At 70.0% G+C, this 14,324-nt stretch carries 18 protein-coding genes; 9 read left to right on the top strand and 9 right to left on the bottom strand.

Features of this window, described 5'->3' with window-relative positions; translation table 11 throughout:
- Nucleotides 1-11 precede the first annotated feature (11 nt).
- Nucleotides 12-1,265 carry an alpha/beta hydrolase family protein gene (locus tag ACFYZZ_RS11300; protein ID WP_389173887.1) on the bottom strand — a complete coding sequence of 418 codons (1,254 nt, stop codon included), beginning with the start codon at nucleotides 1,263-1,265 and terminating at the stop codon, nucleotides 12-14.
- A gap of 103 nt (nucleotides 1,266-1,368) precedes the next feature.
- On the opposite strand from ACFYZZ_RS11300, the gene ACFYZZ_RS11305 reads away from it, so the two are divergent.
- Nucleotides 1,369-2,055 (top strand): YoaK family protein, encoded by a 687-nt coding sequence (locus ACFYZZ_RS11305; RefSeq protein WP_389173890.1) that lies wholly within the window; start codon nucleotides 1,369-1,371, stop codon nucleotides 2,053-2,055.
- Nucleotides 2,056-2,114: 59 nt separating this feature from the next.
- Nucleotides 2,115-3,374, top strand: coding sequence for a hypothetical protein (locus ACFYZZ_RS11310; RefSeq protein ID WP_389173894.1), 1,260 nt, complete (start codon nucleotides 2,115-2,117; stop codon nucleotides 3,372-3,374).
- Between the two features lie 27 nt (nucleotides 3,375-3,401).
- Here ACFYZZ_RS11310 and ACFYZZ_RS11315 read toward each other — a convergent pair whose 3' ends face one another.
- A complete protein-coding gene (locus tag ACFYZZ_RS11315) occupies nucleotides 3,402-4,085 on the bottom strand; it encodes a hypothetical protein (RefSeq protein WP_389173897.1) in 684 nt (227 codons plus the stop codon).
- Between the two features lie 125 nt (nucleotides 4,086-4,210).
- Between ACFYZZ_RS11315 and ACFYZZ_RS11320 the strand changes: the two genes are divergently transcribed.
- Entirely contained in the window at nucleotides 4,211-4,642 is a 432-nt protein-coding gene (locus tag ACFYZZ_RS11320) for a hypothetical protein (protein ID WP_389173899.1), read from the top strand.
- A gap of 69 nt (nucleotides 4,643-4,711) precedes the next feature.
- On the opposite strand, the gene ACFYZZ_RS11325 is transcribed toward ACFYZZ_RS11320, so the two are convergent.
- On the bottom strand, nucleotides 4,712-5,947 hold the full coding sequence (locus ACFYZZ_RS11325) for a cytochrome P450 (RefSeq protein ID WP_389173902.1): 1,236 nt from the start codon (nucleotides 5,945-5,947) through the stop codon (nucleotides 4,712-4,714).
- Between the two features lie 230 nt (nucleotides 5,948-6,177).
- On the opposite strand from ACFYZZ_RS11325, the gene ACFYZZ_RS11330 reads away from it, so the two are divergent.
- On the top strand, nucleotides 6,178-7,347 hold the full coding sequence (locus tag ACFYZZ_RS11330) for a steroid 3-ketoacyl-CoA thiolase (RefSeq protein ID WP_389173905.1): 1,170 nt from the start codon (nucleotides 6,178-6,180) through the stop codon (nucleotides 7,345-7,347).
- On the opposite strand, the gene ACFYZZ_RS11335 is transcribed toward ACFYZZ_RS11330, so the two are convergent.
- Nucleotides 7,331-7,513, bottom strand: coding sequence for a DUF397 domain-containing protein (locus ACFYZZ_RS11335; protein ID WP_389173908.1), 183 nt, complete (start codon nucleotides 7,511-7,513; stop codon nucleotides 7,331-7,333). The two genes, ACFYZZ_RS11330 and ACFYZZ_RS11335, sit on opposite strands and share 17 nt — an antisense overlap.
- Entirely contained in the window at nucleotides 7,494-8,321 is an 828-nt protein-coding gene (locus ACFYZZ_RS11340) for a helix-turn-helix domain-containing protein (RefSeq protein ID WP_389173911.1), read from the bottom strand. Before ACFYZZ_RS11340 ends, ACFYZZ_RS11335 begins: the two co-directional genes overlap by 20 nt.
- Before the next feature lie 72 nt (nucleotides 8,322-8,393).
- Between ACFYZZ_RS11340 and ACFYZZ_RS11345 the strand changes: the two genes are divergently transcribed.
- The 4 genes from ACFYZZ_RS11345 to ACFYZZ_RS11360 all read left to right on the top strand — a co-directional run bounded on the left by ACFYZZ_RS11345 (nucleotide 8,394) and on the right by ACFYZZ_RS11360 (nucleotide 11,434).
- Nucleotides 8,394-8,837 carry an ATP-binding protein gene (locus tag ACFYZZ_RS11345; protein ID WP_389173913.1) on the top strand — a complete coding sequence of 148 codons (444 nt, stop codon included), beginning with the start codon at nucleotides 8,394-8,396 and terminating at the stop codon, nucleotides 8,835-8,837.
- A complete protein-coding gene (locus ACFYZZ_RS11350; RefSeq protein ID WP_389173915.1) occupies nucleotides 8,821-9,561 on the top strand; it encodes a DUF6193 family natural product biosynthesis protein in 741 nt (246 codons plus the stop codon). The genes ACFYZZ_RS11345 and ACFYZZ_RS11350 overlap by 17 nt, the downstream gene beginning before the upstream one ends.
- Nucleotides 9,562-9,565: 4 nt before the next feature.
- Nucleotides 9,566-10,693 carry a DUF2330 domain-containing protein gene (locus ACFYZZ_RS11355; protein WP_389173918.1) on the top strand — a complete coding sequence of 376 codons (1,128 nt, stop codon included), beginning with the start codon at nucleotides 9,566-9,568 and terminating at the stop codon, nucleotides 10,691-10,693.
- 69 nt (nucleotides 10,694-10,762) lie between these two features.
- On the top strand, nucleotides 10,763-11,434 hold the full coding sequence (locus ACFYZZ_RS11360) for an O-methyltransferase (RefSeq protein WP_389173921.1): 672 nt from the start codon (nucleotides 10,763-10,765) through the stop codon (nucleotides 11,432-11,434).
- A 78-nt stretch (nucleotides 11,435-11,512) separates the two neighbouring features.
- On the opposite strand, the gene ACFYZZ_RS11365 is transcribed toward ACFYZZ_RS11360, so the two are convergent.
- Nucleotides 11,513-11,905, bottom strand: coding sequence for a hypothetical protein (locus ACFYZZ_RS11365; RefSeq protein WP_386572236.1), 393 nt, complete (start codon nucleotides 11,903-11,905; stop codon nucleotides 11,513-11,515).
- A 121-nt stretch (nucleotides 11,906-12,026) separates the two neighbouring features.
- Between ACFYZZ_RS11365 and ACFYZZ_RS11370 the strand changes: the two genes are divergently transcribed.
- Nucleotides 12,027-12,497: a DUF1992 domain-containing protein gene (locus ACFYZZ_RS11370; protein ID WP_389173924.1), complete on the top strand. Its 471-nt coding sequence runs from the start codon at nucleotides 12,027-12,029 to the stop codon at nucleotides 12,495-12,497.
- 4 nt (nucleotides 12,498-12,501) lie between these two features.
- Here ACFYZZ_RS11370 and ACFYZZ_RS11375 read toward each other — a convergent pair whose 3' ends face one another.
- From ACFYZZ_RS11375 to ACFYZZ_RS11385, 3 genes are all read right to left on the bottom strand, one after another.
- A complete protein-coding gene (locus tag ACFYZZ_RS11375; protein ID WP_389173927.1) occupies nucleotides 12,502-12,951 on the bottom strand; it encodes a hypothetical protein in 450 nt (149 codons plus the stop codon).
- 65 nt (nucleotides 12,952-13,016) lie between these two features.
- Entirely contained in the window at nucleotides 13,017-13,436 is a 420-nt protein-coding gene (locus ACFYZZ_RS11380) for a nuclear transport factor 2 family protein (RefSeq protein WP_389173930.1), read from the bottom strand.
- A 114-nt stretch (nucleotides 13,437-13,550) separates the two neighbouring features.
- Nucleotides 13,551-14,270 (bottom strand): helix-turn-helix transcriptional regulator, encoded by a 720-nt coding sequence (locus ACFYZZ_RS11385; protein ID WP_389173932.1) that lies wholly within the window; start codon nucleotides 14,268-14,270, stop codon nucleotides 13,551-13,553.
- Nucleotides 14,271-14,324 lie beyond the last annotated feature (54 nt).

The raw sequence follows: 14,324 nt of genomic DNA on the forward strand, positions 1-14,324 counted from the left end.
CCCCCTCGGCCTCAGGCCACCCGGCCCCAGGCCACCGCGCCGCCGAAGAAGCGCGCGATGCCGGCCAGCGCCGCCCGGTACGACCCTCCGTGGTCGACGGGCCCCATATCCAGCACCCGCACCCTCGCCCCCTGCTCGGCGAGGGTGCGCGTGCATGTCCGGGCGTTGCCGATCGGCACGTCGGTGTCGTTGTCGCCGGCGTACAGCCGCACCGGCACGTCGGGCTTCCAGTCGCAGCTGTGATCATTGGCCCGCAGCGCCTCGCGGAAGGCTCCCGTCGGCCGGGTGAGCTGCCGGTAGAAGTCGTCCGTCAGCAGCTCCCGCACGTTCGGGGCGAGCTGCCGGACGATGTCCTCCTCCTCGTGCCGCCCGTCGAAGAGCCCCTCGACCCGGTCCGCGTACGGCGCCCGGAACACCTCGGACGGGTCCTTGTATATGAGGTGCAGCCGGTTCTGCGCGACGAGGAAGTAGGAGATGTAGAGCACTCCGCTGATGCCGTTGACCCGCCCGTCCGTGAGCGCGGGCACCTCGGTCCCCGCCAGGTCGTAGGGCCCCGCCACCGGCGCCAGCGCCTTCAGCCGGAATCCGGGCGCGTCCCCGTGCTGCACCGCCCGGCCCACGGCCATCGCGACCTGCCCGCCCTGCGAGAAGCCGGTCGCGTACAGATTCCCGTTCACCGTGCGCCCGAGTCGGCCCGCGGCCGTCCGGGCCGCCCGCAGCATGTCGACGGAGGCGGTGACGGCGGACCGCGTGTCCATGTACGGATGGCGGCCCGGCCCCTTGCCCAGCCCCAGGTAGTCGGGCGCGGCGACGGCGTGCCCGGCCGAGGCGAAGAGGTACGACTGGGCCCGCGCGTCCTCCGCGACGGAGGGTGCGTAGGCGCGGTCGGTCATGGTCCCGTGCGTGTCGGAGACGAGGTCGAGGGTGCGGCCGCCGCCCTCGGGCAGGGTGAGCAGACCGGTCGCGGTGGTGGGCCGCCCGTACGGGTCGACGGTGCGGTACGTCACCCGGTACGCACGGACGCCGTACCGCAGCGAGTCGGTCCCCACCTGAAGTTCCACCAGGCCGCGGGCGACCTCGGCACGGCTGTGCCGGGCGACCGGCACGACGGACACCACCTCTCCCCGGCGGTCGCCGCGCGGCCCGGCGACGGCGGCCGGAGCGGCGGCCGCGCCGGCGAGCAGCGCGACAGCCGCGACCGCACCCGCCTTCCGCATACGCCAACTGGGCTTATTTTCTCCTGATTTGCGCGTGTCCTCTGTCATGTCCCGAACGCTACGGACGCACGCTTCGCCGGGACATCCGAGAGTCCCCCGCGCCCGTGGTGGACCTGTCACCACCCTGCCCGTCCGGCCGACCGGAGGAAGCATGACGACGCCGTCACCGCCCCTGCCCGACCCGGAGGCGCGGGGGGTGCGGCTGGTGGTCGTACTCCTGGCGCTGACCGTGGTCAGCGGCCTGATCGACGCGGTCAGCTATCTGGGCCTGGGCCGGGTCTTCACGGCCAACATGACCGGCAACGTGGTGGTGCTCGGCTTCGCGGCGGCCGGCGCGCCCGACTTCTCCGTCCCGCACACCGCGACCTCACTGGCCGCCTTCCTGCTGGGCGCGGCGACCGGCGGCCGGGTGGCGGCCCGGCACGGCGACGGCTCGCGGCGCAGGTGGGCCCGGCTGACCCTGACGGCGGAGACGCTCCTGGTCGGGGGATCGGCGGCGGTGGCCTTCGCCTGGCCGGACACGACCGGCACCCGCTACGCACTCATCGCCCTCACCGCGTTCGCGATGGGCCTGCGCAACGCGACGGTCCGCAAACTGGGCATCCCCGACCTGACGACCACGGTCCTCACCATGACCCTGACCGGCCTGGCCTCCGAGTCCCGCCTCGGCGACGCCACGGGCCACCGCTCCCCGCGCCGCACGGCGGCGGTGCTCGCGATGCTCGCGGGCGCCGCCCTCGGCGCCTGGCTGGTCCTCCACCACGGCCTGGGCATCCCGCTGCTGCTCGCGGCGGCGCTGTCGGGGGTGCTGGCCGTGGTGGCGTCGGGTCGGGAATAGCTCGTCTGTTCGGAGTAACAACCCGGGCGCACCGAGCTGTAGGGCATGAGCATGGCGTCATGGGACTCAGACCTCCCGCGAACCTCCGCGGAAAGATATCCGGCGCCCTCATGATCGCCGGCCTCGTCGCGGCTTCGGCCGTACTCATCTGTTTGGGACGGCAGGACATCATTCATGCGCTGTCCTACGCCGGCCGGCTTGCCGGGGGCCTTCTGGTCGCCGCGGGACTGACGGCCCTCGTCGCGGCCATCTGCGTCGTCGTGGACAGGCTCCTCGGACGCGGAACGAAATACACGACCGCGATCACTCTCTTCGGAGTACTGGCCGCACTGGGTGCCGGTCTGCTCCTTCTGACGGTTCAGATCGGGGAGTACACACCCTGGCTCTGGCTCTGGCTCGGCCTCTCGGTGTGGGCGTGCTGGGCGCTCTGGGATCTCCTTCACCGCCGGCAAGCGTGGCGGGACATCACTTTTCGACGCAACTTCGCGGCCATCGTCTCCTTCACTGCGCTCATCACCGCCGCCAACTTCGTCTACTCGCAGATCTACGAGCCCTATTCGTCTCCCATGACGGTCATCATGTCCGCGAAGATCGGAAGCATTCACAAAGACGAGGTCACCACGTATGTGCCGGTGACGTTCGAGTTGGAGAACACCGGCGAGGTAGGCGCGTACGTGGTCGGGGCGAGCTACTCGCTCACCGGGCTCGACTGGAAGTCGGCCTACGAGAACCCCAGAGACCTGAAGAAGTGGGAGAAGGACATCGACACCGACGCATTGACCGATCTGCATACGTACGCCGACAAGCCGCAGGCTTACACCGTCAGCATCGGATTGCTCCAGAAGCTCGGCGATTACGAGTTGAATCCGGGCGAAAAGTACACCCAAGAAAAAACCATCGAGTTGCCGACCAAGACGTTCCGGGCTGTCCAGATCCAAAGCGAGGCTTATTTGCTGAGGAAGGACAGAATGATCTACAGCGCCGCCCCGACCACCTATTACTCATGGTCCGACAAGAAGGAAAAAGTTCCCAAGTGGGTCACGGATTACGCGGGGGCGGACGCCGGTTCCGACTACATCAGGTACCAGGTGCCCGTCCACTACAGCAATCAGATCCTGAACTTCACGAGAAGGCCCAGGCATATCACTCTGTGGTGGGTGCTGGGCAAGGAGAACAGCACCCCCATCACACCACTGGTCGCCGATCTGGAGACTCCGGGAGGAGAGCAGACGGAACCGACCTATGCCGACTGGGAGCAGGAACGGGAGAAGTATGGATTCACGTATCTGAACAGCGGATCCACGGAGGCGGTCCTGTAGCCGACCGCCTCCGGAAGGCTGCCGGCTTCAGCGTTTCCGCTGCGCAGCGCTGATCCGCTCGACCTGTTTGCGCATCAGGTCGGCCGGGAACGAGGCGTGCCTGCCGAGGTCCTGTGTGCTGAAGGTGACGATGACGGAACCGACCCGGACGACGGTGTACTGGTACTGGTTGAGCCGCTTGTCCTCCGGCATGGGGATGGCGACCTCGTAACTCACGGCTTCGTCCCCCAGGCGGGGCGCCTTCTCGGGCGTCAACTCCGCCTTGAACGGGCCGACCCAGCCGGTGCCGGTGTAGGACCGGCAGGTCTTCAGACCGCCCTGGAGACGCCCGAAGGCCGCGACGGCCTTGCCCCCCTCATAGGACGCGAGGGTCGACGCCCCCGGCCAGATGCTGTCCTTCCAGTTGAAGATCTGCGAGATCCGGGCGAACGACCCCTTCGCGTCACGGGTGTCCATCACGACCTGGCACGCCGGATCCGACACCGGAGGGAACGTCCTGCCGCCGCCCTTTTCCGCATGGCTCGGCTCCAACGGCACCTCACCCCCATGTACCTGAGGCACTTCCCCGTCGCGGAAGGTGAGGGCCTTGAGCTGCCGGACGCTCAGCGGCGCGGCATCCGCAGCATGAGACGCCCGCGCCCGGGCCGTCTCGGTCGCACTCGGCCGCTCGTGCCCGCTCCCGCACCCCGCGACCAGAACAGCTCCGATCATGACGAGCACCCCGCGTCTCGCCGCCCGATTCCCCACGTGCACACTCCCCCTGTGACCGGGATCGCCACCCCCAGGCGATCCATCGGGCCCAGACACTAGCGTCGTCACCGAACGGGAGCCTGAACGTGGGTACTTCTCGGCGCAGAACCTGGCCGGTCGCCGTACTCGTCGTGGGAGTTCTGAGTGCCTGCGATCCGGCCGGCCTGGATCCCACGGACTCCGCCAACTTCAGCTCGGTCGTGTTCGTCAACGACACCGGGTCCCCGGCCGTCCTGTTCGAATGCGGCGACAGCCGTGGGCACGACTGCCACGACATGAGCGGTCGGCTCGCCCCCGGAGAACGCTCCGAGCAGCGGGTGTACTGGGGGGCGGGCCCCGATCCCTGGCAGGTCCGGGACACGCGGGGACGGATCGTCGGCTGGCTGCTCGTGAGCACACCGCGCCGTGAGTCGGGAGCCGTCTACGACCTCGGCGATGCCGAGCCCCGGCCCGGCAGGCCGACGACTCCGCGTGTCTCGCCGCACCCAGACCTCGGGGGAGGCAGGAACCGGGCATAGGGACGGGATGTTCCTGCCTCCCTCGGGGTGGGCCGGCGGTGCCGGAAGCCGTCGGCCCCGATCGGTGGGTCAGGCCGTGGTGACCTGGAGTTCCTTGACGCCGTTGATCCAGGCCGAGCGCAGCCGGCGGGGGTCGCCGACCAGGCGGAGGTCCGGCATGGCGTCGGCTATCGCGGTGAAGATGAGGTCGATCTCCAGGACCGCCAGGGACTTGCCGAGGCAGAAGTGGGGGCCGCCACCGCCGAAGCCGAGGTGAGGATTGGGGTCACGGGTGATGTCGAAGGCATCGGGCGAGGCGAAGACCTCCGGGTCGTGGTTGGCGGAGGCGTAGAAGAGGCCCACCCGGTCGCCCTTCCGGATCTGCACACCGCCGAGTTCCGTGTCCTGGGTGGCCGTGCGCTGGAAGGAGTTGACCGGGGTAGCCCAGCGGACGATCTCCTCGGCCGTCGTAGCCGGGCGCTCGCGCTTGAAGAGGTCCCACTGGTCGGGGTGGGTGAGGAAGGCGTGCATGCCGTGGGTGATGGCGTTGCGGGTCGTCTCGTTGCCCGCCACCGCCAGCATCAGCACGAAGAAGCCGAACTCGTCGGAGTTCAGGTTGCCTTCGTCCTCCGCCGCCACCAGCGTCGTCACGATGTCGTGGGCCGGGCACTGCTTGCGCTCGGCGGCCATGTTCATCGCGTAGGCAATGATCTCGGTGGCCGACTGCGCGCCGACCTCCTCGGTGATCGCGTACTCGGGGTCGTCGTAGGCGATCATCTTGTTGGACCAGTCGAAGATCTTGGACCGGTCCTCCTGCGGTACGCCGATCAGCTCGGCGATGGCCTGCAGGGGCAGTTCGCAGGCGACCTCGGTGACGAAGTCGAAGGGCCCGGAGCGGGCGCGGGCCGCCTCGACGATCGCCCCGGCGCGCGCCCGCAGGCGCTCCTCCAGGGCACGGATGGAGCGGGGCGTGAAACCGCGCTGCACGATCTGGCGCACCCGGGTGTGCTCGGGCGGGTCCATGTTCAGCAGGATCAGCCGCTGCGCGTCGATCGCGTCGCGTTCGATGTGCTCGTTGAAGCGGATGATCGCGGTGTTGAGGGTCGAGGAGAAGATCTCGGGGTGCGTGGAGACGTACTTGACGTCCGCATGCCGGGTCACGGCCCAGTAGCCGTCGTCGGCGAAGCCCGCCAGGCCGTGCGGCTGCGGGATCCAGCGGACCGGCTCGGTGCGGCGCAGCTCGGCGAACTCCGGGAAGGGCACACGGTGGTGCAGCAGGTCGGGGTCGGTGAAGTCGAACCCGTCGGGCAGCGCGGGGCAGTGCATGGGCGACTCCCAGCCATCTGACGGTCCATCAGCAAGTGCCGTGAACGTAATAACGGGTTCTAAAACTGGCAAGGGGTGCGGCACCCCCAATCCGTGCGGAGTTCGTGCAGATCGCGACTTCGGCACCTGCAAGACCCTTGCGGTGATGGACATCACGTCAGCAGACTGCACAGAGAACTAGAACGCGTACTAGTTCTGGAGGAGAGCCCTCTCGGAGAGGACCCGCACCCATGGCCGCCGAACCCGTGATCGTCGAAGCCGTACGCACTCCCATCGGCAAGCGCGGCGGCGCGCTCGCCAATCTGCACCCCGCCTACCTCCTGGGCGAGACCTACCGTGAACTCCTCGGCCGCACCGGCATGCCCGCCGACGCGGTCGAGCAGATCGTCGGCGGCACGGTCACCCACGCCGGCGAGCAGTCCATGAACCCCGCGCGCACCGCCTGGCTGACCATGGGGCTGCCGTACGAGACCGCGGCGACGACCGTCGACTGCCAGTGCGGCTCCTCGCAGCAGGCCTCGCACATGGTGGCCAACATGGTCGCGGCGGGCGTGATCGACGTGGGGATCAGCTGCGGCGTCGAGGCCATGTCGCGCGTGCCGCTGGGTTCGGGCTCCAAGCACGGCCCGGGCAAGCCGTTCCCCGACGAGTGGAACGTCGACCTGCCCAACCAGTTCGAGGCGGCCGAGCGGATCGCCCGGCACCGGGGGCTGACGCGGGAAAACGTGGACGCACTGGGCCTGTTGTCACAGGAACGGGCTGCACACGCCTGGGCGGAGGAGCGCTTCAAGCGGGAGACCTTCGCCGTGCAGGTCCCCACCACCGAGGAGGAGCAGCACGCCGGGCAGGGCATGTGGCGCCTTGTCGACAAGGACGAGGGGCTGCGGGACACGTCGATGGAGGCGCTGGCGGGACTGAAGCCGGTGATGCCCACGGCCGTCCACACGGCCGGCAACTCCTCACAGATCTCGGACGGCGCTTCCGCGATCATGTGGGCCTCCAAGCGGATGGCCCGCGCCCTGAAGTTGAAGCCGAGGGCGCGGATCGTGGCACAGGCGCTGGTGGGTGCCGACCCGCACTTCCATCTGGATGGTCCGATCGACGCGACCAAGGCGGTGCTGGGCAAGGCCGGAATGTCCCTGAAGGACATCGACCTGGTCGAGATCAACGAGGCTTTCGCGTCGGTGGTGTTGAGCTGGGCTCAGGTGTTTGAGCAGGACCTGGAGAAGGTCAACGTGAACGGCGGTGGGATCGCGCTGGGGCATCCGGTCGGGGCGACGGGGGCCCGCCTGATCACCACCGCCCTGCACGAACTTGAGCGCACCGACAAGGAGTTCGCGCTCATCACGATGTGCGCGGGCGGTGGACTGGCCACGGGGACGATCATCCAGCGGCTGTAGTCCAACCGAGGAACGCGTTGAAGGCTTCGGGCCGGAAGTCGAGCCGCTGGCCCGTGGGGTTCTTGGAGTCGCGTACGGCTACGGTGGCGCCGGGGAATTCGGCGACCTCTACACAGTTGCCGCCCTGGTCGCTGCTGTAGCTGGACTTACGCCAGTTGCTCTCCATAGCGGTCCTCCATCACGCGCCGGATCAACTCCGCCGAGTCCTTGAGGGATAGGGCGGCGGCCTGAAGATGATCGTAACGGAGCGAGCAGTCCTTGACGGTGTCCGGGTTTGCAGTCGGGTGCCCGCTGCCGTAGCCCTCCGTATAGACGATGGCTGGGTCACTGGCGTAGCGGTAGACATCGAACGAGCCTGTCATTCCTGCGTGCGCCCCGGCCTTGAACGGCAGCACTTGGACGTTGATCAGGGGGTTGTGCTCGAAGGACAAGAGGTGGGCCAGTTGCTCCCGCATGGTCTCGGGTCCGTCGATCTCCAGGTTCAGAGCCGCCTCGAAGAGGACCAGCCAGAAAACGGGCGGCTCCTCCTTCTCGAAGATGCGCTGTCGGTCCAGTCGTACGGCGGTACGGTCGTCGAGGTCGGTCTGGTCGAGCGCCCCGAGCACCGCCCGCGCGTATGCCCGCGTCTGCAGGAGACCAGGCACCATGCCCATCTCGAAGGAGTAGATCCCCGCTGCCCGCGCTTGGAGTTCCGCCACCTGCTGAAACCAGGCCGGAAGTTGACTTCGCATCACCAGCTCAACGAGGCGCGAAAATAACCCACCCGTCCCCAGCGCCGCGTCCACCCGTTCGCTGAACTCGGGCGTCGGCAGCTTCCGGGCCGTCTCCACCTGCCCCACCAGCGACCCCGTGTAATTGAGGATCTCCCCGAGCTGCCGCTGCGTCAGACCGGCCGCCTCTCTACAGCGGCGCAGCTCATAGCCGTAGTAATCGAGCGGTGAGGCGCCCGGGTCGAGGGTGTTGATGTTCACCATGCCAAGTCCCCTCTCGGACCCGTTGTGTTCATCCTGTAGCCCACCGTAGTGATCCAAGGTCAGTCTCGTCCCGTGAACTACCACTTCCCCCACTACCGCATGAGCCTCACCGTCGGAGAGCACTCGGTGCGTCACATCCGCCGTATCGTCCGCTCGCTGCTCGACGACTGGGAGCTGACGGAGCTGACGTTCGCCGTGGAGCTGGGCGTGAGCGAACTGGTCACCAATGTCGTACGGCATGTGTCCGACCGCCGCTGCACCCTCGTCATCGCACGGCAGACAGCGGGAGTGCGGGCCGAAGTGACCGACGGCTCTGCTCGACTCCCCTGCCTGGAAGCCGAGTTGGACCAGGAATCGGAAGGCGGGCGGGGCCTGTGCCTGCTCGACGCCGTGGTCGACAAGTGGGGCGTGGCACCGAGCCTCGGCGGCGGGAAGACGATCTGGTTCGAGTGCGGTATCGGAGGGGGGCCGGAGTGGCGGCTCGGGCAGAATCAGAGCCATGCCCGCCTCACCTGATCCCGCTGCCCTGCATCCCGACGTCGCGGCTTGCGGCAGTCTCGCCACAGCACTTCGAGCCCAGGCGGAAGGCTGCCTCGACACCGTCCCCGTCACGGCCTCGATCTCTGATCCGTTGCGCTTCGCCAGCGTCGCAAGCGTCCTGCCGCACCGCAAGCCGCTGCAGATCGGACCCTGGTCACACGAACAGCTGTGGTCGATCCGCGGTGAGGAATCCTTCCAGGGAATGCCCCTCATCGACGGCTGGACGGACGACCTGGCGCAGGTCGCCAAGGCCGCCCGAGCGTGGCACGACGGGGCGGCCCTGAAGGACATCCGACAGGTGGCCCCATTCGTGCACCTGACGGGCCGGTTCGAGGTGCCCGACAACGATCCCGCGCGCCTGACGGAATCCGAATGGCAGGGCATGCTCCAGGAAGCGGCCGATCTGGAGTACGCCTGGCAGGCGACGTACCAAAACCTGCTCGAGGCGGCGCACGCGGAGCCGGCGCTGCGCGCTCTCTACCCGTTCACGAGCCACTGGGCGCTGCGCTTCTCGACCACCACCCGCCCGGACCTGACCACGGTCGGACCGTGCCTGATCGCGAACGACGACACGTACGGAGTGGGCAGGGGGTTCATCACCCAGGACCTCGGCGTATTCGCCACAGCGCAAGAGGCCGTGGCAGTGGCAGTGCACCACCTGCCGTCGTCGGAACCGATCACGTACCGGCACCGTCTGTAGCCCCGTGAAACGCGGCCGCATACTCGCAGTTGTCCTCGCCCTCCTCGGCGTCCAGCTCAGCTGGCTGATCGCCCCCGCATACGCCTGCGGATGCGGCGCGATGGTCCCCTACCCCTCGCAGCGGATCGCGGTCTCCAGTGAGCAGTCCGTGCTGCGCTGGGACGGGCGGCAGGAGCAGATCGTGATGCGGCTGACGGTCGGCGGGGACGCCGACCGGGCCGCCTGGATCATGCCGGTCCCGCACCGGGCGACGGTCCGCCTCGGTGACCCGGACCTCTTCGGCCAGCTGGCCGCCGCCATGGCTCCGGTGCATCGCACCCGGTACCACTTCTGGCCGCAGAACGGCGACTGGCCCTTCGACAGCCACGACGAGGTCGGCGCCGCCGCGCCCCCCGCAGCTGACGGCGTCGGCGTGGTCGGCCGGCAGCGGCTGGGCCCGTTCGACGTGGCCCGGCTGACCGCGACCGACCCGGCGGCGCTGGACACCTGGCTGCACGAGCACGGTTTCACCTTCCCGGCCAGGCTGAGGACCGCACTGCAGCCGTACATCGACCGGCACTGGGAGTACGTGGCCGTCCGGCTCGCCCCGAAGGCCTCGCGCACCCCCCTCTACGGCGCCCTCGACCCGATCCACCTCACGTTCGCCAGCGACCGCGCGGTCTACCCGATGCGACTGTCCCGCCTGGCCCGCACCCCGCAGTCCCTGGGCCTGTACGTCCTCGCCGCGCACCGTATGAAGACGCGCACGACGATCGGCGGGGAGCAGCCCGAGGTCGTCTTCGCGGGCCGCCTCGACAAGCCGGGCGGCTCGCTGGGCGCGCTCGCCAAGGGGACGCCGTACCTGACGGCCCTGACCCAGCGGTTCCCGGACCCGGCCCGGATCTCCGGGGACCACGAGCTGCGCCGCGCGGCCGTCGACACCCGGGTCCAGAACGTCGTCTACGAGGACCGGCTGCGCGAGGTGGCCGGGATCCCGGCGTGGCTGATCACCGTCGGTGGGGGGTTGCTGGGGTTGCTCGCGGCCCTCACAGTCGTCGCGCTGGTCGTCGTACGGCGCTCGCGGCGGTCGGTGACTCCCCCGCCGCCCGTGCAGTCCCCGCCGCCTTTGCCCCCGTCCGCGCCGATCGGCTGAGACCATTCAAGGTGAAGGCAGGAAGCCTCGGGAATTGACCCGAGGGACACTCGGGAAAGGCAGCAGGCGATGAGCGGGTCGCAGCTCTGGGACGACGTCGACTTCTACTTCAGCAGCCATCTCTCACCGGAGGACGATGTGCTCCAGGCGGCCCTGCGCGAGAGCGAGGCCGCGGGGTTGCCGCACATCAGTGTCACGGCCCCGCAGGGCAAGTTCCTCCAGTTGCTCGCCGAGATCCAGGGTGCCCGGCACATCCTGGAGATCGGCACCCTCGCCGGTTACAGCACGATCTGGCTGGCCCGCGCCCTGCCGGAGGACGGCAGACTGATCTCGCTGGAGTACAGCGCCAAGCATGCCGAGGTGGCGACGCGCAACATCGCCCGGGCGGGCCTGGACCGGATCGTGGAGGTGCGGGTGGGCCCGGCCCTGGAGTCGCTGCCCAAGCTCGCCGACGAGAACCCGGCCCCCTTCGACCTGGTCTTCATCGACGCCGACAAGGCCAACAACCGGCACTACGTGGAGTGGGCGCTGCGGCTCTCGCGCGCGGGCAGCCTCATCGTCGTGGACAACGTGGTGCGCGGCGGCCGGGTCGCCGACGCCGACAGCACCGAACCGGACATCGTCGGCACCCGGGCCGCCGTCGAACTGATCGCCGCCCACCCCAGGCTGACCGGCACCGCGGTCCAGACGGTGGGCAGCAAGGGGTACGACGGCTTCGCGCTGGCCCGAGTGCTGGGCTGACAGCCCGCAGGCCCTTGTGGGACCCAGGCCCTAGCGGACCCAGGCTCTTGCAGGACCCAGGCCCTCGCGGGACGGGGCTCACGCCTCGTGGAAGAAGCCCACGTTGATGCTGCGCGGCGCGGTGCGGTCCTGGACTATGACCTCGCCGGAGCCGCCGCGCGGCAGCGTCACGACCCCGCCGTAGGCGATGGTCTGCGCGTACTCCCCGACGATCAGCCGGACTTCGGCGGACGGCTCGGCCTGCGAGCCGCGCAGCCAGGACAGTTGCCAGCCGCCGTCGGGGCCGCACAGGAACTCCAGGTGGACCCGGGAGACGAACAGCCAGTCGTCGGGCGTGACCAGCCGGCACACGGACGCGTCCCGGCCCACCCGGAGCACGGCGCCCGGCTCGCTGGGCGCGTCGGCCATCGTCATGCCGGCCGTGGCGCCCGCGTCGGCCCCGGAGACGGTGGCCATGGTCAGTTCGAGCACGTGCGTTCCCCCTGGAGGACCCGAAGAAGCTGAGACGTCGGAAACGTCTTGTGCGGTGACTGTGTGCACCGCCGCCGCATGATAAAACGCCCGGCCGGGTCGCGTCCGGCACAATGGGTTCATGACCGAGCGAAAGCCACCGGGTGTCCCGTTCGAGTCCTGGGTCGATCACCAGATCCGCGTCGCCCAGCAGCGGGGTGAGTTCGATCATCTGCCGGGCGCGGGCGAGCCGCTGCCCGCCGGCGTCGACTCCACGTACGACGAACTGTGGTGGGTCAAGCGGAAGATGGCCCGCGAGGGTCTTGCGGTGCTGCCGCCGGCGCTGGCGCTGCGCAAGGAGGCCGAGGACGCGCTCGCGGCGGCCTACGCGGCACCCTCGGAGCGGATCGTCCGGAAGATCATCACCGACGTCAACGTGAAGATCCGCGACATGATGTTCAAGCCGCCGCCCGGCCCGCCGCTGGGCAAGAAGCCGTACGACGTCGAAGAGGTCGTACGGGAGTGGCGGCAGCGGAGGGCTGCCGCCACGGAGGACGTCACTGGGGACGTGTCGGGGGACGTCTCGGGGGACGTTCCGGGCTCGCACGGGTAGCCGGTCAGAAGTGCAGCAGGCGTCCGGCCAGCTCCTCGTAGTCCCGCAGGGCCAGGCGCAGCTGCTCGGTGTCGCTCTCCACCCCCTCCTGCCAGGACATGCGCAGGGTCCGGCGGCGCCGCGTCACGGCCTCGGTGAACCGTGTGGCGATCTCCTCCAGCTCCCGGTCGGCCTCCTCGACCGCGGTGCGCGGCGCGTCCACGAACCCGGCCGCCGTCTGCAGCAGCCGCCGCTCCCACTGCTCCCGCTCCTCGTGCGGCAGCAGCGGGACGCGCAGCGCCATGCCCTCCGGGCCGGGCGGCGCCGGCCAGGCGTCCGCCGCCCGGCCCTCCGTCGTCGCCGCCTCGCGTGCGGTGATCCCACCCGGGGAGGGCACGCCGAGCCCGTCCTCGGGCATCTCGTCGTCCATGGCGGGTGCGGGCCGCACGGGCCCGGTCTCCCAGTCCTTGACCATGGCCCACCTCTCCTTCGGCCGGTTCTCCCCCCGGGTGACCCCGGCGGGCGGGCCACAAACGGCCGTCAGGACGCGAAGCGGCGCAGCCCGGTCACCGACCACACGGTCGCGATGCGTCCGTCCGCCACCTCGATCAGGTCGATGCCGCTCTTGTCGGCCCCGTCCGGCCCGGTCACGTACCAGCGGACGGCGGCCTGCCCCAGCCCGCCGTCCACCAGCGCGGTCCCCTCGACGACGAACCGCAGCCCGGGCTTCTGCGTGCGGAAGGCGGAGATGAAGGCGACGATGCCGGCCGGGCCGTGGATCTCGTCGGTGGCCGCGTTGTCGGGGTCGTTGCCGAAGCGGATGCGGAAGTCGGGCGCGAGGAAGGCCTCCGGGTCGCTGAAGTCGCCGTTCCACAGGGCGGTCCAGCGGTCGAAGAGGGTGCCGCCGCGGGCGGGCGTGAGGGTGCCGGCCGTCGGGGTCGGGGATGCCGTGGTCGTCATTTCTGGTGCCTCCGGTACTGGTCGTCGGTATCGGTCGTCGGTATCGGTCGTCGCTGATCGGAACCGGCACCAGCCTCCGCCTCCCCCGCGACACCCCCCTGTCGGTGATTGCCGTCACATTCCCAGCTCGCCGAGGGGGACGAGGTCCGAGCCGAGGGTGTCGAGCGCGGCCAGGTCGACGGCGCGCTCCGGGGCCCGCTCGTCGAGCGCCGCAACCGTACGGATGCGGTCGAGGCGGAAGCCGCGCGGGGCGTCCCGCAGCCGGCACCAGGCGGCCAGGTACCAGTGCTCCTCGCCGCCGAGGAAGGCGAGCGGTTCGACGTCGCGGGCGGTGGCGGCGCCCGCCGCGTCGGCGTACTGCAGGCGCAGCACCTTCCCCGCCGACAGCGCCTCCCGCAGCGCGGCGGGCACCACCGGCTCGGCGCTGCGGGCCGGGCGCGCGGCCGGTACGAGCAGCCGCACGCGCCCGGCCAGCTGCGCCGCCGCCCGCCGCTCCCGGCCGGGCATCACGGCCAGCACCTTGTGCAGCGCGCTGCGCGCGTCCGCCGCGAACGGCGTCCCGGCGAGGGTGTGCAGCCCGACGGCCAGGGCGGTCGCCTCGGCCGGGGTGATGGTCAGCGGGGGCAGGGTGCGCTCCCGGTCGAGCACGTACCCGCCGGTGCGGCCCGGCTCGGCGTGGATCGGCACCCCGGACTGCTGCAGCGCCAGCAGGTCGCGCTCGATGGTGCGGACGCTGACCTCGAAGCGCCGGGCCAGCGCGCGGGCGCTGCGCGAGTGGGGTGCGGCGGCGCGCAGCTCCTCGACCAGGGCGTAGAGACGGTCGGTTCGGTTCACGACAGACAGTCTCCGCACGCGGGTGCGCGACTCACCCGAGGTCGCGCATATTCG

Origin of the sequence: Streptomyces sp. NPDC001816, assembly GCF_042892235.1 — a bacterium.
Lineage (GTDB): Bacteria > Actinomycetota > Actinomycetes > Streptomycetales > Streptomycetaceae > Streptomyces.